Raw genomic sequence first — 22,811 nt, 5'->3', positions numbered from 1 at the left:
AAACCACCTCACTGTTAAGCCCGGCGCAGGGTACGAAAATTCGGAGCCAAAGTCGAGTTGAAAGGCGGCATGTGCATGAATCCGGAGCCCACCTTATGCCAATGGCGAAAAGAGATTGTCAAAATCCTGCGGTGACCAGAGTGCCCTCTGCTCTCCTTCGCGTGCCTGAACCGTACCCTCAGCCAACTGCCGCTTGCGCTCCTGCAGCTCGAGAATCTTCTCCTCTACCGTGCCTTCGGTAATCAGCTTATAGACAAACACCGCCTTATCCTGACCGATTCGATGTGCCCGATCCGTCGCCTGCGCCTCGGCAGCGGGATTCCACCATGGATCGTAGTGGATAACGGTATCGGCAGCAGTCAGATTCAAACCCACGCCGCCAGCCTTCAGGCTGATCAGGAAAAGCGGCACCTCGCCGTTCTGGAATGCCTCGATCGGCTGTTCCCGATCACGCGTCTGGCCAGTCAGCTTCACATATTTGATCCTGCGCTTTTTCATCTCCTTCTCGATCAGCTCGAGCATGGTGGTAAACTGGGAGAAGAGCAGCACCTTGCGCCCCTCTTCGATCATCTCCGGCAACATATCGAGCAGCATCTCAAGCTTCGCCGAAGGCGGGGCATCATCATGCCCGATACCCGCCACAAGACGGGGATCACAGCAGACCTGCCGCATTTTCAACAGTGCATCGAGCACAACAATCTGACTCTGTGCCAGCCCCATCGATGCCACGGCATCACGCACCCGTTTCTGCATCGCCAGTCGCACACTCTCATAGAGTTCGCGCTGAGCACCCTCGATCTCGATACTGCGAATCATCTCTGTCTTCGGTGGCAACTCCAATGCCACCTGTTCCTTGGTGCGACGCAGCATAAAGGGGCGAATGCGTACATTGAGCGCCTCCTGCCTTGCCATATCCCCCTGGATTTCTATCGGTTTCCTGAACAGTCGCGAAAAGCCACGCTGGTCATGCAGGTAACCGGGCATGAGGAAATCAAACTGCGCCCACAACTCTCCGAGATGGTTTTCCATCGGGGTGCCGGTCATGCATAGCTTGTGATGGGCATTTAGTTTTCGCACCAGTTGAGAGCCTTTGGCACGAGGGTTCTTGATATTCTGCGCCTCATCGAGAATCAGCAGATGCCACGGCTGCTCCACCAGCACATCGAAATCGCGGGCCAGCAGCGGATAGGTTGTGAGAACCAGGTCATATGAGGTCAGCTGCTCAAAGTGTTGGGCTCGTGTAGGGCCATGCACCACCAGCACCGAAAGATCGGGGGTGAATTTCGCAGCCTCGCGCCGCCAGTTGTGCATCAGGCTGGTCGGCGCAATCACCAGTGCCGGTGACTCAAGCCGCCCCTCCTCCTTCTCTTTGAGAATATGGGCTAGCGCCTGTACCGTTTTTCCGAGTCCCATATCGTCTGCAAGAATTCCAGCCAACTGCATCTCACGCAGAAACTGCATCCAGTTTAATCCTGCCAACTGGTAGTCACGCAGGTCCGCCTTCAATCCATCCGGCACGCCGCATTCGGGAATCGTTTCGATGTTCGCCAGCTGACTCATATGTTTTAGCCATGCACTACTGCTGATCTGCACTGGCACGCTGGCATTGCTGATACTCTCTTCCAGTGCCAGCAGCTGCGGTGCAGTGAGCTGCGCTGTTTCGATCTTGTCACCGGCAAACACGTCGAGCATAAAGCAGAGAATATTCGCCACCATCTCGCCCGGCGCAGAGAGCAAGCGTCCATCAGGCAGAGGCAGCGGCACCTGATCTTTACCCTTCAGTTCTCCCAGTGACGCTTTACTCAACAGTTCAGGCTGTTTACCTACCCATCGCCCCATGGCAGAGATCAGATCAACCTCTTCCCCATCGGCAAGGGTGACGGTAAGGCTCGCCTGCCCCATCAGGCCACCTGCCTTGCCGGAACTGCTCTGGTTGATATCAAGCTGCCAGCCGGTGGCATGTTCTATCTGGAAGGCGAAATTATCGGCAACATTGACCACAAACCCCTTCGCTTCGAGTTCCGGCACACCATAGAGCATCCATTCCGGCCAGTAATTTTCATCATCGAGTGTAAACATATGCTCTTCAAAATCGAACAATTCGGCCAACCTGTTCTCAGTCAGCGGCATCAGTCCGGCCATATCGAATGCCGCGCGTGCCCGACGTTCAACCTCCATGTCCCGGTGATAGTCGATCACGCGCTCTCCGCGAATCGTGCGAATGCTTTCGGCATCGAATCGACAGGGCGTTTTTTTACCATCGTAATCAAACCACAGTTCGGCAATATGACAGGCCTCCGGGGTACGGTACCCCCAGCGCTGAGCCAGCTTTCTGGTATAGAGCTTGATCACAGGAAGCGGCCTCACCCGCCGCTGCTCATGAATCAGGCGCACCGGTCCAGGCACATCTGCGGGCAACTGTTCCGATACCCTGGCCATCACATCATCATCACAGTCCAGCTCCACGGCAGGCATATTCAGCAGAATCTCAGCCACACTTGATGGCTGCCCTGTTTCAATCGGCCCTGAATAATGGTGCTCGAAGTCGATATACCATGGCGGTGAGGTTGGCACGATCACCTCATCATCTTCCAGATGCAGGGAGAGGTGCTGGTCACCTCGCCGGTTAAGCTTCCACTGCCAAACACCTGCACGCTTATCGCCGCGTTTCATGGCCGGCTGATCCTTATCCTTCCAGTGACAGCGCCCTGTGGAGAGTGCGCGCTTGAGAATACTTAGCCCCTCTTCTCCCTTGATACGGTAGCCGCGCAGGGATGCGAGTGAACGATCAGTCGCAACCTCCCTGAGAATTTTTTCATCAATTGATAGAATATATTTCGGCGCGCTGTACTGAAGAATATTGGCAGCCTCATATGCTACCGCCTTACCATAACCGCCTGATTTCAAAAGCCTTGCAGTAACAAAGTGCAGGCGCACATCCTGATCGCCATCCGGTTCAAGAATATAGAGCAGGCGCTGTTTGATGCTCTCCTGATATTCGCTGCTGGGTGAACCCTCCTCCTTCACACTCTCAAGTGCCCCCAGCCACTGCCCGAAGGCAAATGGAACAGCCGGAGGGATTGAAGCCTCTTCTGTCAAACCATCCAGTTCCTCCATCCAGGCAAACAGCACTGCCGCCACATGCCTGCAACTCTCGCCCATTGGACAGTTGCAGCGGCTCGTTATCCCATCCTCAGCTGAGAGGTCGACACACACCTGAAATGGCGCAATATCTTCGCCGCGCACACTCGCTTCCACATGCAATTCATCTTCACTCAGGTCGAAGTCGTTGATACGGCCCTGCTCGAAGAGCTCTTCGCCCTTCTCGGCGGCCGCCTCACCGACCCAACATCGGATCTTCTCTTCTGTAATCTCAGGCATCTCAGCCATAGCTGTGTTGCTCCTTTAGTTTCATCAGTTCATCACGATATTTTACTGCATCCTCAAAACGCAGATCAGCGGCTGCTTCGGTCATCAGCCGCTCAAGCTCACTGATTCGATGCTGTTTCTCGGCTTCAGTCGCCGGAGCGGGCTCGGCCACCTCCGGAATATGTCCGTAGTCCAGTTCATAAACGGAGCCCAGAATATCCTTGATCTCGGACTTTACAGTTTCCGGCGTAATTCCGTGCCTGCTGTTGTAGGCCAGCTGCTTTTCACGCCTGCGCATCGTTTCATGCATGGCCCGCCGCATCGAGTCGGTGATCTTATCCGCATAGAGGATGACGCGACCCTCACTGTTGCGCGCGGCCCTGCCGATCGTCTGGGTGAGCGAGCGTTCGGAGCGAAGGAACCCCTCCTTGTCGGCATCGAAGACGGCCACCAGCGCCACCTCCGGCAGATCAAGCCCCTCCCTTAGCAGATTGATGCCAATCAGCACATCAAAGGCACCGAGCCTGAGGTCGCGCAGGATCTCCATACGCTCTACTGTATCGATGTCGGAGTGCAGGTAGCGCACCCTCATACTGAGATTATTCAGGTACTCGCTAAGATCCTCGGCCATCCGCTTGGTCAGGCAAGTGGCCAGCACCCTGAAACCGCGTCCGATAACGCCGTTCGCAGCAGAGACGAAATCATCCACCTGCGAGATGGCCGGACGCACTTCAATCTCCGGATCGACGAGCCCTGTAGGGCGGATAATCTGCTCAACCACAACCCCTTCGCACTTCTCAAGTTCATAGTTGCTTGGGGTGGCAGAGACGTAAATTGCCTGCGGCACCACCGCCTCAAATTCATGGAACTGCAGCGGCCTGTTATCGAGTGCCGAGGGAAGTCGGAACCCGAAATCGACTAGTGTCTGCTTGCGCGAGCGGTCGCCTTTGAACATACCTCCGATCTGCGGCACCGTGACATGTGATTCATCAATCATCACCAGTGCATTGTTGGGCAGATAGTCGAGCAGTGTCGGTGGTGCCTCGCCGGGCGCGCGTCCTGTGAGATGGCGAGAGTAGTTCTCCACTCCGGTGCAGTAACCCACCTCCTGAATCATTTCGAGATCGAAGATGGTGCGCTGCTCAAGCCTTTGGGCCTCCACAAGCTTGTTCCTGTCATGCAGCTCGGCCAACCGCTCGGCCAGCTCATCCCTGATCGCATCCATCGCCCTGACCAGCTGATCACGCGGCGTCACAAAGTGGCTTTTCGGGAAAAAGGTGTACTTGTGCAGGCTCTCGATGCGACGACCTGTCAGCGGATCAAAACTGGATATGGCATCCACCTCATCGCCAAAAAACTCGACGCGTATGGCGAAATCCTCGGCATGGGCAGGAAACACCTCGAGCACATCCCCGCGCAGACGAAATGTGCCGCGATGAAAATCGGTGTCGTTGCGCTGGTACTGTAGCTCAACGAGCTTATTCACCGCTGCGCGCTGGTCGCTCTCCCTTCCAACCTCAAAGTAGAGCAACATACCCGCATACGCCTCGGGACTGCCAAGACCGTAGATACAGGAAACGGAGGCGACAATAATCACATCCTCGCGCTCCAGAAGTGCACGCGTAGCGGCATGACGCATGCGGTCTATCTGCTCGTTGATTGAACTGTCCTTCTCGATGTAGGTATCCGATTGCGGCACATAGGCTTCAGGCTGGTAGTAGTCGTAGTAGGAGACGAAATATTCTACCGCATTGTTCGGAAAGAACTGCTTGAACTCGCCGTAGAGCTGGGCGGCCAGCGTCTTGTTCGGGGCCATGATCAGGGTCGGCTTCTGGGTACGCTCGATCACGCAGGCCATGGTGTAGGTCTTGCCGGAACCGGTGACGCCCAGCAAAGTCTGATGTCTGTTACCGGCCTCAATGCCCGCAACAAGTTCGGCTATCGCCTGCGGCTGGTCGCCGCTCGGCTCATAATCTCCGGCAAGTTCAAAACGCATCGCGCGAGTCTAACCCCGAAGAAAAAGGACGCCACCCCGTATTAACAAAAAGGGCCCTCCGAAGAGGGCCCAATCTGCATGGCACTTATCAGGCACATTACATCATCTGTTCAAGAAGGGGTGTTTGACCGGATCTGTGCGGGTCTTCGCTTTTGGCAAGCTCTTTGGATCCACATGGTTCTGTACCTTTTTCGGTTGCTGCACATGGTCACGATCCCGCTCATTGTCTCTGCTGCGCTCACGATCCTTGTCCTTATCATCGTCGCGCTCCTGATCCTTGTAACCATCCTTGTCTTTGCGGCGCTCTTTATCCTTGTCCTTGCTTTCGTGTTTTTCCTTGTTCTTATACTTCTCGCTCTTCTCATAGCGCTGTTTGTCCGGATCGGCGGCGGCGGGTGCGATATTCACCGAGAGCGCGAACAACATTGCTAGAATTGCAGTTAAATATTTCATCGATTTACTCCTTGCTGGTTCAATAGTACCACTCAGGTAAGGCCGAGGTTAATCGCCACAGAAGAGAGGGAAAGAATTTTTTTCTCCGCTACAGGGTGCGAATATCGCAACCTGCCCGGCCAGAGGGCCTATGCCTTGACGTAGTGCAGGAACTGACTGATACGCCCCTCTTTAATACCTCGCTCTTCGAACTTGGTATGCGGACGATCCTCATCACGTTCGATAAAACCACCGACACCGGCCACGTTGGTTAGCCCCGGCGTGGCATCGAGAATGTCGCGCATCCACTCGGCGAGGTCCGGCTTGTCGGTGGCCAGCTTGATAAAACCTCCCGGTTTCAGCCTGGTCACCATCAGTTTGGCAAACGCCTTCTGGATAATACGCCGCTTATGGTGGCGCACTTTCGGCCATGGGTCGGGATGATTGATAAAGATACCATCAAGCTGCGCCTCATCCACCTGATGCTCCAGCACAAACTGCGCCGGCAGCTGGGTGATCCGGCAACGCTCAATAAATCCGGCATCATCCATGCGACATACCGCCTTGGCGACACCGGGAAGGTAGATTTCAACACCGACCAGCAGCCAGTCAGGATGTGTTGCGGCAAGGTGCACTAAAAAATCGCCATTGCCGAAACCGATCTCCATCACCAGCGGTGCAGCAGCTGGAAGATCAGCATCAGCAAGCCGTTTATCCTTCGGCAGACCGATTCTCGGCAGCCATTTGCTCAGGCGCGCCTCCTGCCCAACCGTTACAAAGCCGTTTTTGCGTCCATGAGTACGCATCTCGTGCTGGATATACTGATCCCTGAATTCACGTGTCAATCGCATGCGGCGCATGGTACGGCCCAAATACGATTAGCCAACATAAAACTGACTTGGTATGAGCGCCTCTCTGTGTAGCATGCGAAAAAACATCAAGGAGAATTCCCATGCTGAAAAAATCCATTATCGCTGCAATAGCGCTGTTTATGACTTCTGGCACAGCCTCCGCCACCGAATACGCCTACCTGATCGACCACGGCACACCCGGGGTAATCTCCAGCGAAAGTAAAATGGCGCGTATCGTCATCCAGGGATCGGGGGATTGCTCGAATATTCCCTACGAAATCATAACCGACGGCGTGAAATCACTCTCCGGCACCATGAACCTCAGCAAGCCGCTATCTCTGCCGCTTGATCTGACCACGGTCAATCTCTCCTGCAACAGCGAAGGGGTTACCGCCAAGATTAACCGCAAGGGCGAAGGCCTGTTTTAAGCGCTGACAAGCTCCATGACAACCATCAGGGCAACGATTATCAGTAATCCGACCAGAATCTGCAGACGTTCGAACCACTTTGCCATCCTGAACGCCTCCTTGGGCCAATTGTGGCAAATATAAGGTCCATGGTGACATCCTGATGGCATTGTCGTGGTAGAAACTGCAAGCACGATAGAATACGCAGGAGGTATCTATGCTGTTAAGCACCACCCCCACCATCCAGGGGAAAAACATCACAGACTATAAAGGGATCGTGGTTGGCGAAGCGATCCTCGGAGCCAACATCTTCCGCGACATGTTCGCCAGCATCCGCGATATCGTAGGCGGTCGCTCCGGCGCCTATGAGAAGGAACTGGCCAGGGCACGCGAAATTGCTTTAGAGGAGATGCAGCAGCGGGCCAGCGAGCTGGGCGCCAACGCCATTGTGGGCATCGACCTCGATTACGAGGTCATCGGCAAGGATGGAAGCATGATGATGGTCAGCGTCAGCGGCACCGCCGTCACGCTTTCATAAACGGAGAAGCACTCAGGCGACGATCGACTGGCGTACCTCTTCCGACTTTGACTCGTTGCAGAGCCTGGCAATCAGGCGAAGTGCGAACTCGACTGCGGTTCCGGCGCCGCGGCTGGTGGTGAGAAAGTCATCCTCGACCACGGCCTCATCGACATAGACAGAGGATGGTTGCAGCCGCTCCATCTCACCCCTGCATCCGGGAAAAGAGGTGACCCGCATACCGTCGGTGATGCCGTAAGCAGCGAGCGCCGTGGGGGCAGCACAGATGGCCGCAATTGATTTTCGTTCACTTCTTAAGCGTTCCACCACTGATTTAACATTGCCATCGTCACGAAGCAGATGTGCATTGGGCATCCCTCCCGGCAGCACCACCATATCCCAACCGTCATGCATTACATCGGCCAGTGCAGCATCGGCCGCAATGGTAATTTTGGAGCGCCCGGTGACTCCCCTTCCATCCAGACTGGCGGTCACCACTTCAATGCCGGCACGCCTAAGCAGATCGACTACCGCCACAAACTCGACCTCTTCTACACCTGTGGCAAACGGGACCAGTACTCTTGCCATGCTAAACCTCCTCACTCCAGCCTGCGGCGAGCGACTCGCCTGCCGCCCACTCAAACGCCTCGCACATGCGTCTGACCACGGCCGCTTCCCGCCTGTCAAACGCTCCGGAAAGCATAGTCAGACTCTGCCGCTTTAACAGCGATAACGTCATCGGCTCACGAGGATAGGCCTGCCCCCCTTCCTCATCGTAACTCACCCTGAAACTGTCTCCCCCCTGCTGCATTACGATCAGTTTCTGGCGATCGGCATAGAGCTCCGGCTCCCCTTCCGCCCCCATAAAGATAAGTGATCGTTTCTGGTCCAGAAGCATATTGGCACCGGCCATCAGCTCGCCATATGGGGTGTGAAAAAAACCGTTCAGCTGTCCGGCGCAACGAAGCGGATTAAGCAGGCGGGCCACGCTGTTGGCAAACGAGCGTACTCCGAGTCGCGGCCGCAGGTTATAAATACGGAACAGATCAGGAGACAGCTCCGCCAGGTCGATATAGGCCATGCCTTCCGATCGCAACAGATCAGCCGCCCCGGACAGCGTGTTGGCACGTGTCACCCCTGCACTTTGAAGTACCTGCCATGCCGTTACCCGGCCTTCAATATGCGCAATGCCATGCACTAGGATGGGAACTCCGGCATCGCGCATCTTGATGGCCGCGGCCAGATAGGCGTGGCCTCCCCTTCGCTTGCCGGCATAACAGGGGAGATCGACACTGTTTTCGGGAGCCGTGGCTTCGCCGAATCCTTTCACAGATGAACGCACGGCCTCGACAAAGCCGGCCAGCTCTGCGCTGCTCTCCCCTTTCATACGCTGTGCGACAAGGAAAGCCCCGAGTTGCAATTGATCCGCATCGGGCTGCAACAGCTGTGAAAAAACAGCTTTCGCCTCATCCTGGCCAAGATGTTGTGAACCGTATTTGCCACGCGCTACGCGGGCGATCAGAGGTGCGATATCCATGTGCGACTTGTACCACAACGACTAGCGAATAGGCTAGCAGCATGCATTTTCTGGTAATCCGACATCTCGATATCGAACCCTCCGCCCTGATCGGCGAAACGATTATGGCAGCGGGCCATCTGCTGAGTGCGATCAACCTCAACCGAGGAGAAACACTTCCTGATGCAAGTCACTTCGATGGTGTCGTGATCATGGGTGGCCCGCAGTCGGCCAATGATGAGATCGACTATATCAAGGCCGAACTTGCATGGGTCAAAGATGCGCTGGCAGCAGAGATGCCGATGCTCGGCATCTGCCTGGGTGCCCAGATCATGGCAAAGGCAGCCGGCGCTGAGGTTTACAGGTCACCGGTGCGTGAACTGGGCTGGTATCCTGTATATCGCACGCTCGACACTGCAGCCGATCCGCTGTTCGGTGACATGCCGGATGGGTTGACCATTTTTCACTGGCACGGAGAAACCTTCTCCATTTCGGATCGAATGTGCCTGCTTGCCACCCATCCCGATGTGCCTGCACAGGCTTTCAGGCTGGCTCCCAACCAGTATGGTCTGCAGTTCCATATCGAAGTACATGAACAGATCATCGATTCATGGATCGATTTTGGTGCAAGCGAGCGTGAGTGCCTCGGTACGGATGGCACAGAGAAACTCCACGCAAACACATCGAGGTATCTCAAGCCGATGCAGCGCTTCTGTATACAGATGGTAACCAACTGGCTGGATGAGATACTCAGCCAGCATTGACTCTTAGGACAACAATGACGGAGTCAGAGTGTTATTGTATGCTTCGTCAAGGTATAAAGAGGCTTTGGCAGATATTAAGGAAGTAAATTTCGTCAAAGGATTGACAGATTGGACAGACGCACACCTTCATTCAGGATATTCCGATATGCGGCTTTTTACTGCAAAGCCGCACTTCTGTGTCTCTGCCTTATTGCCGGGCTGTTCATCTCGATCCAAGCTCAGGCAGCAGCAACGCTGCAACTGCAGGCAAGCGAACCGATCTACTCCCTGGGAGACCGGGTAGAGTACCTTGAGGATCGGGATGGCACTCTTGAAATCTCTACAATTCTGAATGAGCCTGAACAGACATGGCAAAAGCACTCTGCCGACATTCCCAGCTTCGGTTTCAGTAACTCGGCCTTCTGGTTCCGCCTCACCATAACAGCCGACAAAACGGAGGAACGCCTGCTTGATATAAGCCATCCTTTACTGGATGAGGTTTCACTCTACCTGTTATCCAAAGGGCACCTTATCCGGCAGTTCCATACTGGAGACCTGAGACTCTACAAAGACCGTCCCTTGAACCATCTGGGCTTCGTCTTTCCGGTCACGCTAGAAGCGCAAAAGCCGCTTACCCTCTATCTGCGCGTAAAAAGTGCAGGCTCGGTGCAGGTGCCGATGAAGCTGTGGAGTGAAACCGCCTTTCACGACAGCGATGAAGTGGTCATGAGTGCTATCGGCATCTATTTTGGTGTCATAATCTCGTTGATTCTCTATAACCTCTTTCTCTATCTCAGGGTGTTTGAACCGGCCTATATCTACTATGTCCTCTATGTAATGATGTTCGGCCTGTTTATCGCTGGCCTTACCGGCTGGGGCTACAAGTTCCTCTGGCCGGAAGCGGTCGGTTTCCAGCAGTACGGCCTGGCCATATTTATCTGCATGGGAAGCGTTTTTGTCTGCCGATTTGTACATTATTTCCTCGACCTTCCGAAAAATGCGCCCCGCGTTGGAAAGCTGCTGGTCACAGCGGTTCTGCTGCTGCTGGGTATGCTCGCAGCGCTTCCGTTCACCTCCTACCACATCGTCGTACAGATGGCGCTGGCCATGACCATCATCATCTCGACAACATCGCTCTATGTGGGGGTGATGCTGTGGCGAAAGGGTGAGGTGATGGCACGCTATTTCACCATCGCCTGGGCAGCCTTCCTGGTTGCTGTCATCCTGGCCATTCTTGAGAAGTTTGCGATTCTGCCCCGCACATTCCTGGCCGAAGGTGTTCTCCCGCTTGGCATGGCACTGGAGGTTATCCTTCTGTCGATGGCACTGGGTGAACGGATCAACAGTGAAAAGCAACAGCGTATTCAAGCTCAGGAACATATTATTGTCGTACAGGAGAAGCATCAGCTGGAGCTGGAGCAGAAGGTAGAGGAGCGTACTATTGAGCTTGAGAAGGCCAATGCGCAACTACATCTTCTGGCTACTACCGACGGCCTGACCGGCATCTTCAACCGCCGCCATTTCCTCGAACGGGGAACCCACGACATCAAGGTTGCCCGTCGTTATAAGCGCCCCATCGCCATGATCATGCTGGATATCGACCATTTCAAACAGGTTAACGATACCTATGGCCATGATGCAGGCGATCAGGCAATCAGACATCTGGTAGGAATTTGTAATGCCCTTAAGCGTGAAACAGACCTCATCGGCAGGCTCGGTGGTGAAGAGTTCGGCATCCTGCTGCTGGAGACTTCAGCAGAGTCGGCATGTGAGATTGCAGAAAGGCTTCGCCAGGAAATCGAAAACTCACCTCTCGACTATGAGGGGGCGGAAATCCGTTATACGATCAGTCAGGGAGTCTGCACTGTATCAGGGGATGCGCAAAAGCTTGCCATTGAAGAGATTCTGAAAATTGCCGACAAGGCACTCTATGAGGCCAAGGAGTCCGGCAGGAACAGGGTGGTTAGCGTGCCCGGAAAGAAGTGAGACTCCAACCTTTCAGCATAATAAAAGGGGCCTGATAAGGGCCCCTTTTTCACTGTTTCAAAGATACTGAAACTTAAAACGGAATATCGTCGTCGATCGGCACATCACCGAAGTCCGGTGCACTGGCGAAGGGATCGTTGCCCTTTGGCGCAGAACCGCCACCGCCATGGCTAGGGAATCCGCCACCCTGTGACTGGCCGCCGGATCGCGCACCGCCACCTGTAGCGCCGGCACCGCCGCCCAGCATCTTCATCTCGTTGGCACGAATTTCAGTGGTGTACTGATCCTGCCCCTCTTTGTTGGTCCATTTGCGGGTTTCGATCTTGCCCTCAATATAGACGCGGGCGCCTTTGGTCAGATATTGATTGGCGATTTCGCCAAGGCGTCCCCAGAGCACAACGCGGTGCCACTCGGTCTTCTCCTGAGTCTCACCACTGCGGTTCTTGAACTTCTCGGTAGTCGCCAGACGCAGGTTGCAGACACAGGTGCCATCCTGTGTGTAACGTGTTTCCGGATCAGCACCCAGATTTCCAATCAAAATCGCTTTATTCAGCATATCATCCCTCTCACAAAAAACAGGTGTGTGACACTATGGCGACACCCTCGAAATGCAATCCTGAAATTCGCATATCAACCGCCGCACTGGAAAGAACAGACCGGCTATCTCTCTAGTGACTGGCCAGCCACTCTTCGAGCTGTTTGACACTTCTAGGCGCCCCGTTCATGCGGCGGCCATCGGTCGCAATAATGGCTGGCGTACCGTTGATATTCAGTTTCTGGCCCAGCGCTGCGATCTCCTCAACCGGTGTCTTGCAGGTTGCAGCGTCAGGCGTGTGATTTTCCAGCATGACCTTTTGCAGCATTTTGTGCCGGTCCCTGCTGCACCAGATTGCCTCGGATTTCTCTCTGGCCTTGGGGTGCAGGCTCTCGATCGGATAGAGGAAGGTGTAAACCTTCACCCCCTTCAACTCCTGGAGTGTTTTCTCAAGATGCCTGCAATAGGGACAGTCCGGATCGGTAAACACGGCTATTTTCTGTTTGGCTTTTTTATCTCCTGAGACAATCGCCTTATCCAGCGGCAGTGAATCCCAATCTACCCGGTTGATATATTCCAGTCGCGATTGGGTCAGGTTTTTCTGCTCCTGGATATCGAGGAGACTACCGCCGTCGATCAGGTAACGCCCGGTCGCATCGGAATAGACAATACTGTTTCCAATCTGAAGCTCATAAACACCCTCGATCGGAGTTGTGTTGATATTGATAACAGTGCTTCTGGAGAGAGCCTGACGGATTGCATCTGCAGTGCTGTTATCGACACCCGGTCCATCTGCCATGGCCAGGCCTGAGTAGATCATTGTGATCATCACCATGATTGCTTTTTTCATCAATAGACTCCTGTATGTCTGTCGGTGTGCACCTGCAGTCGCTCCGTATTTCAATCGAATTAACTCTCTTTCCATTTAATGGAACAGCCGATAGTCGGATGCTGCGGCTGTGGAGGGTTCTCGTCAGCAGCGAGCAACTCTGCCGCCGGAATCAGCTCCTCTCGGGTCACCTTCTCTTCGTCCTTCCAGTAATCATCAATACGGCCATGGTAAAAGAGCCTGCCATCAGCCCTGAACAGGTAGAGATCGGGCGTACACTGCGCCTCAAATGCCTTTGCAACCTGCTGTGTATCATCAGCCAGATAGGGGAAATCGATGCCCCACTCCGTTATCTTCTCCTGCATCGCCGGCACTCCGTCAGCGGGATAATCCGGATGAATGTTGGGGTTCACAGCCACGGTATTGATGCCCATCTTTTTCAGAGTGGCGGCATGCCGGATCAATCGTGGCCATACAGCAATTGCGTAGGGGCAGTGGTTACAGGTAAAAGCGACCAATAGCCCCTTCTCCCCGATCAATGAATTGAGATTCACTTCCCCGCCATCCACATTTTTCAGATTCAGGTCCGGCATCTGCCAGCCGGTATCTACATGTATTGAAGCAACCAGTGCCATAATTCACACCCCTATGTATAAAAAATCAGAACCATCCCTGCCAGGGCATAGCGTTTGTTGTCCGCGCCACAGCAACGACATATGCAAATACGCAGAGCGCAGCAACAAAACAGCTTCGTTTCACTACCCTTCTGCGCCCGTATTTCAGCGCTACGGCTCCCAGCAGGATATAGGCCAGCAGTCCGCCAATCTTGGCTGCCAGCCAGTGGGAATCAAGCGGTGAAATTCCGAGGATAAATGCCATGCCGATACCGCTGAAAAGAAACACGGTATCGACGCTGTCCGGCAGCGTCCGCCTGAAGAATCGCACCTTCAACGGCCTGCCGATCCACATCATCACACCGCGCCATACAAACAGCGAGATAGAGATCAGCGCACAACCGGTATGCACCGGGAAAAGAACAGAGATCATATCGTTCCTGCCTGACGGGCTATAAATGCAGTTTTGGCGGAGAGTTCCAGTGAGCAACTCCATTTATAAGCCAGGTTGAGCGTTTCGCCCCAGGCATAGACGCCGTGGCCGCGCACGATGCAGATTGGATGATCCCTGAGTGTTGCGGCGACTTTCGCGGCCGCCTCCTGGAAATAGGTCGCATAGGGTACGGTAATCACAGGCACCCTGGGGAAATAGAGCTGCCCCTCGAAATCGGGCGGCACGAAATCCTCGCCGTTCAGTGTCAGCGCAACAGCATGCGGGCAGTGGGAGTGGATAATCGCCTGCGCCTTCGGGTTTTGACGGTAAATATCTCGGTGCAGGTTGGCATCGCCTGACGCCCCCTCCGGCAGTGCGCCATCAAGGCTACAAGAGATTAAATGGTGTTCCTGCAAAGTGTCGGCGCAAGCGCCCGTCGGCGTCACCCAGAACATCCCGCCATCCCTGCCAGAGATATTCCCTGAGTGGGAGTCATTATACCCATACTGGCGAAGCCAGTGATAATATTTTACCAGCTCAACACGTTGATCCATGCGCTCTCCTGACAGGGGGGGGGAATTTTTTCACTTTTATCCGGCTTGCAGATAACAAGATCTGTACTATATTCCATCCTCATCGGCAATTCAGCCGATTTATTTATTTCGGGAGGAAACAATTATGAAACACATTGCACTTGCAATGGCTGCCGGCTTCATGCTGGCATCTCCGGCTTTCGCCAGTGATCATGGCCACGACAGCCATGGTAAAACAGAGGCTCACGCTCCGGTTGGCGACGATGTAATCGCTGCTCAGCGCGCGGCACTTGCCAAAAATACCAAAGGCGCAGGTTTCGGTCCACAGTCACCACGTGATATCGACTCAGCTGCAGGCAACAATGCCCGCGTTTTCAGCGCTGCACCTGCGCACACTGCGATGAACCTGTGCAACATCCATTTCCACAAGAATGCTGAGCACAAGGGTGGCGAGTTCACCACTTACGCTGGCAACGGCGATGGCCACGGTTACCTGAGCGGCTTCAAGTACAACGGCCAGCTGAGCGAAGCTGAACTGGCTCCTGTTAGTCATGAGATCTGCCCCAGCGCACACGGCAGCCTCTACCCGGGCGATACCATCGAGGTTCACTACGTGCACTCGACTGCAGATATCACCCCCGGGCCAACACTGGGTTCATGCCTGAGCGAATCTATCGGCAACCCGCAGCTGCGTGTTGAAACTCAGGTTTACGTACTGGTTAACGATAAAAAGGCTGCCGACTTCGGCAAGCTGACTGCCATTTCAGGCAAGGGTAAAGGCGCACAGGCTACCGGCATCCCAAGCAACACCGGTACTCCTGTTCAGTACACCGGCTCAACCACCGGCCCTGGCTACAACGAGAAGGGTTCACCTTACCAGGTTTCCTGGAGCGTTCGCCCTCAGGTAGCCAAGGTTAACATCGACTCCGTTGGCAAATGGTGCAAAGGCAACGTTTTCAATGAAGACCATGCACACGGTGTTCGCAACCTGGTACAGAACCCGGATCTGCTCTCTGCAATCAAGTAAGATCTGATTCGCTGATATCAGGCTGGATATTAAAGCCGCCTCCTTCGGGAGGCGGCTTTTTCTTTGCATACCCATCGCCGTTGAATGCATTTTAACCACAATGATATTACTTGACCTTTTTACTCGGTTACTGTATATTGATTGTCTGATTGGCCTAGGAGGCTGATATGCAATTCAAAGAATTTGAAAAAGAGTTCAACCACCTGATCAATGATAACAACAATATGTCGACACTGATCCTGGAAGTTGCGCTTGCCGGGGCAATGGTCCTCGTAGCCTCCCTGTAACCGCCTCTTTATTTCTCACCCAGAACGGCGCGTTATCTCATCTGCGGCCGATCCCTGAATCGGTCACCACCCCATCCATTAAGGGGTGTTTTCTTTGCCGCCACCTGCTTCCAAACACAGGGCAAAACCACTTCTGCTGTGCTAAACTAATAGCATGATAAAAGGCTTTTCCATCGTCACCAAGGTCAACCTTGTGATTCTGATTGTGCTGGCTATCGCTGCAGCGCTGGTATTTTTTCTGGCGAACAAATATGAGCAACAGCATGTCAATGAGATGCTCCACCATGAGGCCGAAGGTTTCTTCAAGCAGTTGCAGATAGCCCGCCACTGGAATGCCCGACAGGGCGGTGTATATGTATTCAAGAGGCCAGGAATGGAGGCCAACCCCCACCTCTACAAAACGGGCCCCTCATCGGGCAAAGGACCTGTCATTGAGCCGGAGATCACAGATAGCAAGGGGCGCAAACTGATCCTGAAAAACCCGGCATGGATGGCACGCGAAATTTCAGAACTCTCCAGATCGGAACACGGCATCATCTATCACCTTACCAGTCTCACGCCGATCAACCCAGATAATGCCCCGGATGAATTCGAACGGATGGCACTGAAATCCTTTGAGGCTGGGGATTCAGAGGCACATAAATTATACAAGAACGGAAGCGCCCCCTTCTTCCGATACATGGCCCCGTTGAAGACCGAGGAGAGTTGCCTGGCCTGTCATGGGTTCCAGGGCCATAAGGTCGGCGACGTACGTGGTGGCATCAGCGTTGAGATTCCGATACAGAGTTATCTGGCCCATATTGAACAACAACAGATACGCCTTGCAGGCTACATTCTGGGCATCTACATTCTTATCGCTTTCAGCCTGACATTTACGGTAAGACACATTGTTTCCAACCCGATGAAAAAAATCATCGAATTCACCAAAGGTCTGGAGATCGAAAGTGAGGAGCTTCTCCCCAATAAACTGGATGATGAGATCGGCATCCTTGGCCGTTCACTATCGGAAACCAGAAAGCGCATCCAGCGCCAGCAGATGGCACTACGTGAAAAGGCAGAAGAGCTGGATCTTTCACGGCGTACCGACCCTTTGACTGGAGCCAACAACCGCCAGCACTTCCTTCTCGAAATGCCAAAAATCATCGCCCGCGCCAATCGTGAGAATTCGCCCACCAGTATCCTTATGGTGGATATCGATCATTTTAAAGAGATTAACGATCATTACGGCCACTCGATTGGCGATAAGGTACTGCAACAGATGGTTGAGCATATGCTGCATGAAACCCGTAGTTACGACATGCTCGTGCGTTATGGAGGCGAGGAGTTTCTGGTGGTCATGCCGAATACGGAAAACAATGATGCGGCCGTCATTGCAGAGCGTATCCGAAACAGCATGGAATCGTGCCAATGCGTTACAGCTGGAGATAAAACGATCTCTTACACAGTCAGCATCGGTGTATACACCACGCTTCAGGAGGAGATTGATCAGATGCTGATCAAGGTGGATGATGCGATGTACAAGGCCAAAGAGGAGGGGCGCAACAGGGTTTATAACGCCCTCTGACTACTCCACATTATCAGGCTCTGTTGGCAGAGTGATCTTCACGGAGAGACCTTGAGGAGCGATATTGGCCAGCTCCAGCTTGCCATCATGCACCTCCAGCATCTCCTTGACGATTGCCAATCCCAGCCCGTGCCCTCCATCTTTCAATCGCCTTCGAGCCTGATCTACCCGGTAAAAACGTTCAGTGACCCGATGAATATCCTTTTCCGGAATGCCCGGGCCCTGATCCACAACCGAAATTACAACATTCTCTCCGAGCATCGACATCTCGATACGGATTACGCTCCCTTCCGGGGAGTAGCGCTGGGCATTCTCCATGACATTGATCAGCACCCTTTCGAAATCGTGCTCGGCAATCAGTACCGGCCTCATCGCTTCATCTGCACTCAGTTCAACTGAAAGCTGTCTGGCCAGCAAACGCGGTGCGAGCAGATCCTTTACCCTGTGGAATACAGCTATCGGATCTGAAGCGATCATATCGTGACGGTGCGCAAATTCGATCTGATCCAGTGTCAGCAGGGAGTCGAGAAGCTGATTCACATACTTCGCCTCATCGGCAATCACTTTGGATGCCTCCATCCTGAACTCGGCATCATGCCCGAAGCTTTCAAGACTGCGTGCATAACCAAGCAGCGAAGTGAGCGGCGTTTTCAGATCGTGCTTCAGGTTTGAGAGAAACTGTCGCTGCTGTTTCTCCTGCCTGTTCCTTTCTGTCACATCCATGCAAAGCAGCAAGGCCTGATCCCTACCCAGAAAGGCGAGCCTTGGTGCAAGAACCCGGTTGCCTGCTTCGATATCGGGTAGCGGCATCTCATTCTGCTGCTCTTTCAACGCTTTTGAAAATGCCCGGTACCAGTCCGGATCGCGTATAAACACGAGCATCGACTGTGGAAGCTCCGGCCCCCTGTCTATTCTGAACAGTTCAGTTGCCCTGTGGTTTGCCGAGAGCACGCGGCCGAGGGAATCAACACGCAATACCGCTTCACTGACCGATGCGAGGAGAACATCAAGACGCCTGCCGCGATCAATCAGAGATGCGTGTAACCCTCCGGAGGTCTCCTTTAAAGCAGCCACCTCGGCCTTGTATTCATCCAGTTCACTGCGCATTCGTTGCGCTGAGACAACCCAGACCGCAATTATTCCGATAATCAGTAGGATAAGTCCTGCAATCATTCGGCGGGAGAGATAAAGCGATAACCCATGCTGCGCACAGTTTCAATGCATTTTTTTCTGCCGATCTGTTTCAAAGCCTTGCGTAACCGCTTCACTGTTACATCCACTGTTCTGGCCTCAACAAAAACATCCCGTCCCCAGACATGGTCGAGAAGGTATTCCCGGCTGCGGGTTTTACCGGGTTTATCCATCAGGATTTTCAGCAGTTTGTACTCCATCGGACGCAGTTCAATGCGCTGATCTCCTTCAAACATCGCATGCGTATCAGGATCAAGCTGAATCGGGTTGTTACGTACACTTCCTGTCTCAACAAAGCGGTTGCGCCGCAACAGCGCCTTGGCGCGGGCAATAAGTTCGGCAGGCTCAAATGGCTTGGCAAGATAGTCATCCGCCCCTTCATTCAGGCCATGCACACGCTCCGATGGCTGGCTGAGGGCAGTTACCATCAATACCGGAATCGTGGCATTGGTTGCGGATTTCCTGATCTTACGCAGCACTTTCATGCCACTTACGCCAGGCAACATACGGTCGAGAACCACCAACCGCCATTTGCCATCACGAATGCAATCCAGTGCACTGCTGCCATCTGAGCAGCTATAGGTGGAGAATCCGGCTGCCTGCAGATGCAGGTTCATCAGTCGAGCAATCGACTCATCATCCTCAACAATCAGGATATCGGCCCCTGCTTTATATGTCTCTTTATCAGCCATCAACTCGTGATACTGAAAGGAGTGCTCATCAACCTCAAGCATCAGTATCGCCCTGCCGTTACATATTCATGCATGGTGGCATATTCATGCTCGAATCTGAGTGCCTTATCGGAGAGCAGGTGAAACATGAAATGTAGCATCCTGTTGCCCAGTTCCGGTTCCTCGAGGGTAATCACATCGAACTGCTCACGCCCTATCCGGAGCACTTCAAGGTCGGTAATGGCAGTTACCGTGGAAGCGTGGCTGCGCCCCTGGTCCAGGAAAGAGAAAAGGCCGAACGTATCCCCCTCTTTCAGCTGTGAATAGACCTTGTTGCCGGACAACGATGCCGATGCCTTACCCTTGGTAATCAGATACATCAGCTGACTGGAGGGGCTATCTGCCTCATAAATGGTCGTACCTGCTGAGAAGCTGCAACTGTCGAAGCAGGCGAAGAGGTCAATACGATCCTCTTCGCTCATTTTACTACAGACCGACAGATCGTGAAACCGGCGATATTGAGAATTTGAAATAATCGATGCCTCAAAGGCATGGTTTAATTGAAGTGTGCTCATTCACACGTCCTCTCTTTGTTATCGTTTAGTGAGGCACAATATGAAAATCCTTTGTGACAGGGTCGTGACATGAAAAAAGTGTCATAAATGACTTATATGTCATTGATATGTCATATAAGGCAATTAGGATGCCGCCCAACTCCGCAAGGGGGGGATCACATTGATGCACATTTGCACAGGAGAAAACATTGAAAGCAACTATTAAAACGATTACAGCAGCAGCAATGATTGCCGCTGCAACTCCTGCCTTTGCCGGCGGAGTTACCGTTGCCGAGGAAGGCGAGAGCAAGCTGAAGCTGGAAGCTCTTATGTACCTGAACACCTACCATCAGAAAGCTGATACGACTACTGCAGCAGGTACCACAACAACTAAAAGTATTGGTATGGCTGTTGACCGCGCCTACTTCACCGCCAAGTACTTCTTTAACGATGACTGGATGATGCGCATTACGCTTGATGCTGGTAACGACCAGAGCCTTGGCGGCAAGAAGCAGAACGTATTCCTGAAGGCTGCCTACGTTGAAGGAAAACTGGTTGACGATGCAGTCGTGCTGCGTGTCGGCCAGTCCCACACCCCGTGGATCGACTACGAGCAGGGCCTGTGGAAACACCGCTACGTCTCTCAGGTGATGACCGACCGCTACAAGTTCGATGACTCCTTCGATCTCGGCCTCGGCCTGAAGGGCACCCTGGCTGACGGCCTGATTCAGTACTTCGTCACCGAAACCAACGGTTCAGGCTATGCAGATGCCAAGCGTACCGCTCACCTCGACCTGAATGCCCGCATTGGCCTCTATCCTGTTAAAGGGCTGACCATGGACTTCCAGTTCCGTGACGGCCGTCGCGCCACGCGTGTCTCTCCAACCACTAAAGGCATCAAGACCAGCCTGATGCAGGCGATGCTCTCTTATGGCACCAGCGACTTCCGCATCGGAGGCAACTATATTATCAACAAGGACAAGGCAGTCGGCACAACAACTGCCACCATCAGCCATGGCGGTGCAGTCAGCAGCGCTTACGCCTTCAACACCCTGGTTAGTGGTGACCAAGTGAAGAGCAACGCCTACGGTCTGTGGGGCTGGGTCAACCTGCCTGCTAACTTCGGTGTTTTCGGTCGTTACGAGAACATGAACATCAAGCTCAATGCCGGCGGCAAAGAGAAGATGACCCGTTACATGGCTGGTATTGAGTACACCGAGATCAAGGGTGTGAAGTTTGCGCTTGTAGCTGATGCCAACAAGCTGACCAACCGCGGCGGTGTAACTGCCAACACCCGTAAGGATTTCCGTTACGGTCTCTACTCCGAGGTGTCGCTGTAACCCATCCGTAACCCGGAACTTGAAAGGCCCGCATTATCGCGGGCCTTTTTTTTGTTTATGACAATTCTATGACAGGGGCTGCAAGCCCCCTTCGTGCCACAGATTTGTCACATACCCCTCCTAGTTTGCGCCGCAACCCAATCATTCGGGACTTAACAAACAGGAGATTAAATTGAAAGCATCAATGAAGACAATTGCAGCAGCTGCAATGGTAGCTTTCGCAACTCCAGCTATCGCTGGCGGTGTGAATGTATACGACGACGGCGAAAGCAAACTGAAACTCGAAGCACTGTTCTATCTGAACACTTTCCACCAGACAGATGACCGCGTGACTGCCGGCAACAGCGTTAAAACCAAGACCGCAGGCCTCGCCGTAGACCGCGCCTACTTCACTGCCAAGTACTACTTCAACAACGACTGGATGATGCGTCTGACTACCGATATCGGCCATGAAAGCACCCTGAGCAAGCAGCAGAACGTTTACCTCAAGTACGCCTATGTAGAGGGCAAGCTGGCCGGCAAGGCTGCCGTACTGCGCCTCGGCCAGTCGCACACCCCGTGGATCGACTATGAGCAGGGCCTCTGGAAACACCGCTACGTCGCCAAGGTGATGTCCGACCAGTACAAGTTCGACACCTCCGCCGACCTCGGCCTTGGCCTGAAGGGTAAGGTTGCTGACGGCATGGTTGACTACTTCGTGACCGCCACCAACGGCTCAGGCTATGGTAACGGTGCCCGCACCGCCGGTGCCGACTACAGCGGCCGTATCGGTATTCACCCGATCAAGGGTCTTGATTTCGACCTGCAGTACCTGACTGGCTACCACGGCTCCAAAACCTCGGTTACCGGCGTAGCCCCGGCTGCCGTCAAGTCCAGCCTGACCCAGGCGATGCTCTCCTACGGCACCAAGACATTCCGCATTGGCGGCAACTACCTGATCAACAAGGATAAGGCGGAAGGCGCAGGCGTCTCTACCACCCATGGCGGTAACGCAAGTGCCTCTTTCAAGACTGCTGTGAACAGTGATGAGGTGAAATCCACCGGTTATGCACTGTGGGGCTGGGCCAAGTTTGACCAGTTCGGCGTCTTCGGTCGCTTCGAGAACCTGAAGAACCAGTTCACCAGCGGCGGCATTGCCAATGCAACCAAGGAGAAGGTAGACCGTTATGTGGTAGGCGTGGAGTACAGCCCGATCAAGAACGTGACCTTTGCACTCGTCGGTGATTCAACCAAGCTGAAGAACCGTGGCGGCAACATCACCGTCACTGACAAGGACACCCGTTACGGTCTCTACTCCGAGATCAAACTGTAATAACAATCCTCGAAAGTCAGTGCAAACGGAGAAGGCCGGGCATCTGCCCGGCCTTTTTATACAAACAAAATAAGTAGTTACAATGCATTATGACATATGCGTGA

22 protein-coding genes are annotated in these 22,811 nt (G+C 53.7%); 8 read left to right on the top strand and 14 right to left on the bottom strand.

Annotated elements, in window-relative coordinates; translation table 11 throughout:
- Nucleotides 1–93: 93 nt before the first annotated feature.
- From Ga0123462_RS03295 to trmB, 4 genes are all read right to left on the bottom strand, one after another.
- Complete coding sequence (locus Ga0123462_RS03295) at nt 94–3,390, bottom strand: DEAD/DEAH box helicase (RefSeq protein WP_100264981.1); 3,297 nt, start codon at nt 3,388–3,390, stop codon at nt 94–96.
- Nucleotides 3,383–5,365, bottom strand: coding sequence for an excinuclease ABC subunit UvrB (gene uvrB / locus Ga0123462_RS03290; protein ID WP_100264980.1), 1,983 nt, complete (start codon nt 5,363–5,365; stop codon nt 3,383–3,385). Before uvrB ends, Ga0123462_RS03295 begins: the two co-directional genes overlap by 8 nt.
- A gap of 102 nt (nt 5,366–5,467) precedes the next feature.
- Nucleotides 5,468–5,818, bottom strand: coding sequence for a hypothetical protein (locus Ga0123462_RS03285; RefSeq protein WP_157821250.1), 351 nt, complete (start codon nt 5,816–5,818; stop codon nt 5,468–5,470).
- 128 nt (nt 5,819–5,946) lie between these two features.
- Nucleotides 5,947–6,648, bottom strand: coding sequence for a tRNA (guanosine(46)-N7)-methyltransferase TrmB (gene trmB, locus Ga0123462_RS03280; protein ID WP_100266469.1), 702 nt, complete (start codon nt 6,646–6,648; stop codon nt 5,947–5,949).
- Between the two features lie 101 nt (nt 6,649–6,749).
- Between trmB and Ga0123462_RS03275 the strand changes: the two genes are divergently transcribed.
- The gene (locus tag Ga0123462_RS03275) at nt 6,750–7,076 is read left to right on the top strand and encodes a hypothetical protein (protein ID WP_100264978.1); all 327 of its coding nucleotides are present in this window, start codon (nt 6,750–6,752) and stop codon (nt 7,074–7,076) included.
- 196 nt (nt 7,077–7,272) lie between these two features.
- Nucleotides 7,273–7,593, top strand: coding sequence for a heavy metal-binding domain-containing protein (locus Ga0123462_RS03270; protein ID WP_100264977.1), 321 nt, complete (start codon nt 7,273–7,275; stop codon nt 7,591–7,593).
- Between the two features lie 12 nt (nt 7,594–7,605).
- Here Ga0123462_RS03270 and Ga0123462_RS03265 read toward each other — a convergent pair whose 3' ends face one another.
- Entirely contained in the window at nt 7,606–8,160 is a 555-nt protein-coding gene (locus tag Ga0123462_RS03265; protein WP_100264976.1) for a DJ-1 family glyoxalase III, read from the bottom strand.
- Nucleotide 8,161: 1 nt separating this feature from the next.
- Complete coding sequence (locus Ga0123462_RS03260; protein WP_100264975.1) at nt 8,162–9,109, bottom strand: anthranilate phosphoribosyltransferase; 948 nt, start codon at nt 9,107–9,109, stop codon at nt 8,162–8,164.
- A gap of 41 nt (nt 9,110–9,150) precedes the next feature.
- Here Ga0123462_RS03260 and Ga0123462_RS03255 point away from each other — a divergent pair, with 41 nt between their 5' ends.
- Nucleotides 9,151–9,852: a type 1 glutamine amidotransferase gene (locus Ga0123462_RS03255; RefSeq protein ID WP_100264974.1), complete on the top strand. Its 702-nt coding sequence runs from the start codon at nt 9,151–9,153 to the stop codon at nt 9,850–9,852.
- Nucleotides 9,853–9,960: 108 nt separating this feature from the next.
- Nucleotides 9,961–11,817 carry a sensor domain-containing diguanylate cyclase gene (locus Ga0123462_RS03250; protein WP_100264973.1) on the top strand — a complete coding sequence of 619 codons (1,857 nt, stop codon included), beginning with the start codon at nt 9,961–9,963 and terminating at the stop codon, nt 11,815–11,817.
- A gap of 73 nt (nt 11,818–11,890) precedes the next feature.
- Here Ga0123462_RS03250 and Ga0123462_RS03245 read toward each other — a convergent pair whose 3' ends face one another.
- The 5 genes from Ga0123462_RS03245 to Ga0123462_RS03225 all read right to left on the bottom strand — a co-directional run bounded on the left by Ga0123462_RS03245 (nt 11,891) and on the right by Ga0123462_RS03225 (nt 14,782).
- The gene (locus Ga0123462_RS03245) at nt 11,891–12,373 is read right to left on the bottom strand and encodes a single-stranded DNA-binding protein (protein ID WP_100264972.1); all 483 of its coding nucleotides are present in this window, start codon (nt 12,371–12,373) and stop codon (nt 11,891–11,893) included.
- A gap of 112 nt (nt 12,374–12,485) precedes the next feature.
- Nucleotides 12,486–13,202, bottom strand: coding sequence for a DsbC family protein (locus tag Ga0123462_RS03240; protein WP_100264971.1), 717 nt, complete (start codon nt 13,200–13,202; stop codon nt 12,486–12,488).
- A 59-nt stretch (nt 13,203–13,261) separates the two neighbouring features.
- Entirely contained in the window at nt 13,262–13,816 is a 555-nt protein-coding gene (locus tag Ga0123462_RS03235; RefSeq protein WP_100264970.1) for a thioredoxin family protein, read from the bottom strand.
- A gap of 25 nt (nt 13,817–13,841) precedes the next feature.
- Nucleotides 13,842–14,228 carry a SirB2 family protein gene (locus Ga0123462_RS03230; RefSeq protein WP_157821249.1) on the bottom strand — a complete coding sequence of 129 codons (387 nt, stop codon included), beginning with the start codon at nt 14,226–14,228 and terminating at the stop codon, nt 13,842–13,844.
- On the bottom strand, nt 14,225–14,782 hold the full coding sequence (locus tag Ga0123462_RS03225; protein ID WP_100266468.1) for a class II aldolase/adducin family protein: 558 nt from the start codon (nt 14,780–14,782) through the stop codon (nt 14,225–14,227). The genes Ga0123462_RS03230 and Ga0123462_RS03225 overlap by 4 nt, the downstream gene beginning before the upstream one ends.
- Before the next feature lie 124 nt (nt 14,783–14,906).
- On the opposite strand from Ga0123462_RS03225, the gene Ga0123462_RS03220 reads away from it, so the two are divergent.
- On the top strand, nt 14,907–15,788 hold the full coding sequence (locus tag Ga0123462_RS03220; RefSeq protein ID WP_100264968.1) for a delta-class carbonic anhydrase: 882 nt from the start codon (nt 14,907–14,909) through the stop codon (nt 15,786–15,788).
- 441 nt (nt 15,789–16,229) lie between these two features.
- On the top strand, nt 16,230–17,639 hold the full coding sequence (locus Ga0123462_RS03215; RefSeq protein ID WP_100264967.1) for a diguanylate cyclase: 1,410 nt from the start codon (nt 16,230–16,232) through the stop codon (nt 17,637–17,639).
- On the opposite strand, the gene Ga0123462_RS03210 is transcribed toward Ga0123462_RS03215, so the two are convergent.
- The 3 genes from Ga0123462_RS03210 to Ga0123462_RS03200 form a co-directional block, all read right to left on the bottom strand.
- A complete protein-coding gene (locus Ga0123462_RS03210; RefSeq protein ID WP_198507385.1) occupies nt 17,640–18,746 on the bottom strand; it encodes a sensor histidine kinase in 1,107 nt (368 codons plus the stop codon).
- Nucleotides 18,747–18,808: 62 nt separating this feature from the next.
- Entirely contained in the window at nt 18,809–19,564 is a 756-nt protein-coding gene (locus Ga0123462_RS03205) for a response regulator (protein WP_100264965.1), read from the bottom strand.
- Nucleotides 19,564–20,076: a Crp/Fnr family transcriptional regulator gene (locus tag Ga0123462_RS03200; RefSeq protein ID WP_100264964.1), complete on the bottom strand. Its 513-nt coding sequence runs from the start codon at nt 20,074–20,076 to the stop codon at nt 19,564–19,566. Before Ga0123462_RS03200 ends, Ga0123462_RS03205 begins: the two co-directional genes overlap by 1 nt.
- Before the next feature lie 188 nt (nt 20,077–20,264).
- Here Ga0123462_RS03200 and Ga0123462_RS03195 point away from each other — a divergent pair, with 188 nt between their 5' ends.
- Nucleotides 20,265–21,395 carry a hypothetical protein gene (locus tag Ga0123462_RS03195; protein WP_198507384.1) on the top strand — a complete coding sequence of 377 codons (1,131 nt, stop codon included), beginning with the start codon at nt 20,265–20,267 and terminating at the stop codon, nt 21,393–21,395.
- 172 nt (nt 21,396–21,567) lie between these two features.
- Nucleotides 21,568–22,707 (top strand): hypothetical protein, encoded by a 1,140-nt coding sequence (locus tag Ga0123462_RS03190; RefSeq protein ID WP_100264963.1) that lies wholly within the window; start codon nt 21,568–21,570, stop codon nt 22,705–22,707.
- Nucleotides 22,708–22,811 lie beyond the last annotated feature (104 nt).

The organism is Mariprofundus ferrinatatus, assembly GCF_002795825.1.
In the GTDB taxonomy this organism is placed as follows: domain Bacteria; phylum Pseudomonadota; class Zetaproteobacteria; order Mariprofundales; family Mariprofundaceae; genus Mariprofundus; species Mariprofundus ferrinatatus.
Note: the sequence above shows the minus strand (reverse complement) of the source record. Positions and strands in the feature narration are given on the sequence as shown.

Bases quoted from the DNA above. Each gene is read 5' to 3' on its own strand.
- Ga0123462_RS03295 (WP_100264981.1), bottom strand. From the start codon at position 3,390: ATGGCTGAGATGCCTGAGATTACAGAAGAGAAGATCCGATGTTGGGTC.
- uvrB (WP_100264980.1), bottom strand. From the start codon at position 5,365: ATGCGTTTTGAACTTGCCGGAGATTATGAGCCGAGCGGCGACCAGCCG.
- Ga0123462_RS03285 (WP_157821250.1), bottom strand. From the start codon at position 5,818: ATGAAATATTTAACTGCAATTCTAGCAATGTTGTTCGCGCTCTCGGTG.
- trmB (WP_100266469.1), bottom strand. From the start codon at position 6,648: ATGCGATTGACACGTGAATTCAGGGATCAGTATATCCAGCACGAGATG.
- Ga0123462_RS03275 (WP_100264978.1), top strand. From the start codon at position 6,750: ATGCTGAAAAAATCCATTATCGCTGCAATAGCGCTGTTTATGACTTCT.
- Ga0123462_RS03270 (WP_100264977.1), top strand. From the start codon at position 7,273: ATGCTGTTAAGCACCACCCCCACCATCCAGGGGAAAAACATCACAGAC.
- Ga0123462_RS03265 (WP_100264976.1), bottom strand. From the start codon at position 8,160: ATGGCAAGAGTACTGGTCCCGTTTGCCACAGGTGTAGAAGAGGTCGAG.
- Ga0123462_RS03260 (WP_100264975.1), bottom strand. From the start codon at position 9,109: ATGGATATCGCACCTCTGATCGCCCGCGTAGCGCGTGGCAAATACGGT.
- Ga0123462_RS03255 (WP_100264974.1), top strand. From the start codon at position 9,151: ATGCATTTTCTGGTAATCCGACATCTCGATATCGAACCCTCCGCCCTG.
- Ga0123462_RS03245 (WP_100264972.1), bottom strand. From the start codon at position 12,373: ATGCTGAATAAAGCGATTTTGATTGGAAATCTGGGTGCTGATCCGGAA.
- Ga0123462_RS03240 (WP_100264971.1), bottom strand. From the start codon at position 13,202: ATGAAAAAAGCAATCATGGTGATGATCACAATGATCTACTCAGGCCTG.
- Ga0123462_RS03235 (WP_100264970.1), bottom strand. From the start codon at position 13,816: ATGGCACTGGTTGCTTCAATACATGTAGATACCGGCTGGCAGATGCCG.
- Ga0123462_RS03230 (WP_157821249.1), bottom strand. From the start codon at position 14,228: ATGATCTCTGTTCTTTTCCCGGTGCATACCGGTTGTGCGCTGATCTCT.
- Ga0123462_RS03225 (WP_100266468.1), bottom strand. From the start codon at position 14,782: ATGGATCAACGTGTTGAGCTGGTAAAATATTATCACTGGCTTCGCCAG.
- Ga0123462_RS03220 (WP_100264968.1), top strand. From the start codon at position 14,907: ATGAAACACATTGCACTTGCAATGGCTGCCGGCTTCATGCTGGCATCT.
- Ga0123462_RS03215 (WP_100264967.1), top strand. From the start codon at position 16,230: ATGATAAAAGGCTTTTCCATCGTCACCAAGGTCAACCTTGTGATTCTG.
- Ga0123462_RS03210 (WP_198507385.1), bottom strand. From the start codon at position 18,746: ATGCGCAGTGAACTGGATGAATACAAGGCCGAGGTGGCTGCTTTAAAG.
- Ga0123462_RS03205 (WP_100264965.1), bottom strand. From the start codon at position 19,564: ATGCTTGAGGTTGATGAGCACTCCTTTCAGTATCACGAGTTGATGGCT.
- Ga0123462_RS03200 (WP_100264964.1), bottom strand. From the start codon at position 20,076: ATGAGCACACTTCAATTAAACCATGCCTTTGAGGCATCGATTATTTCA.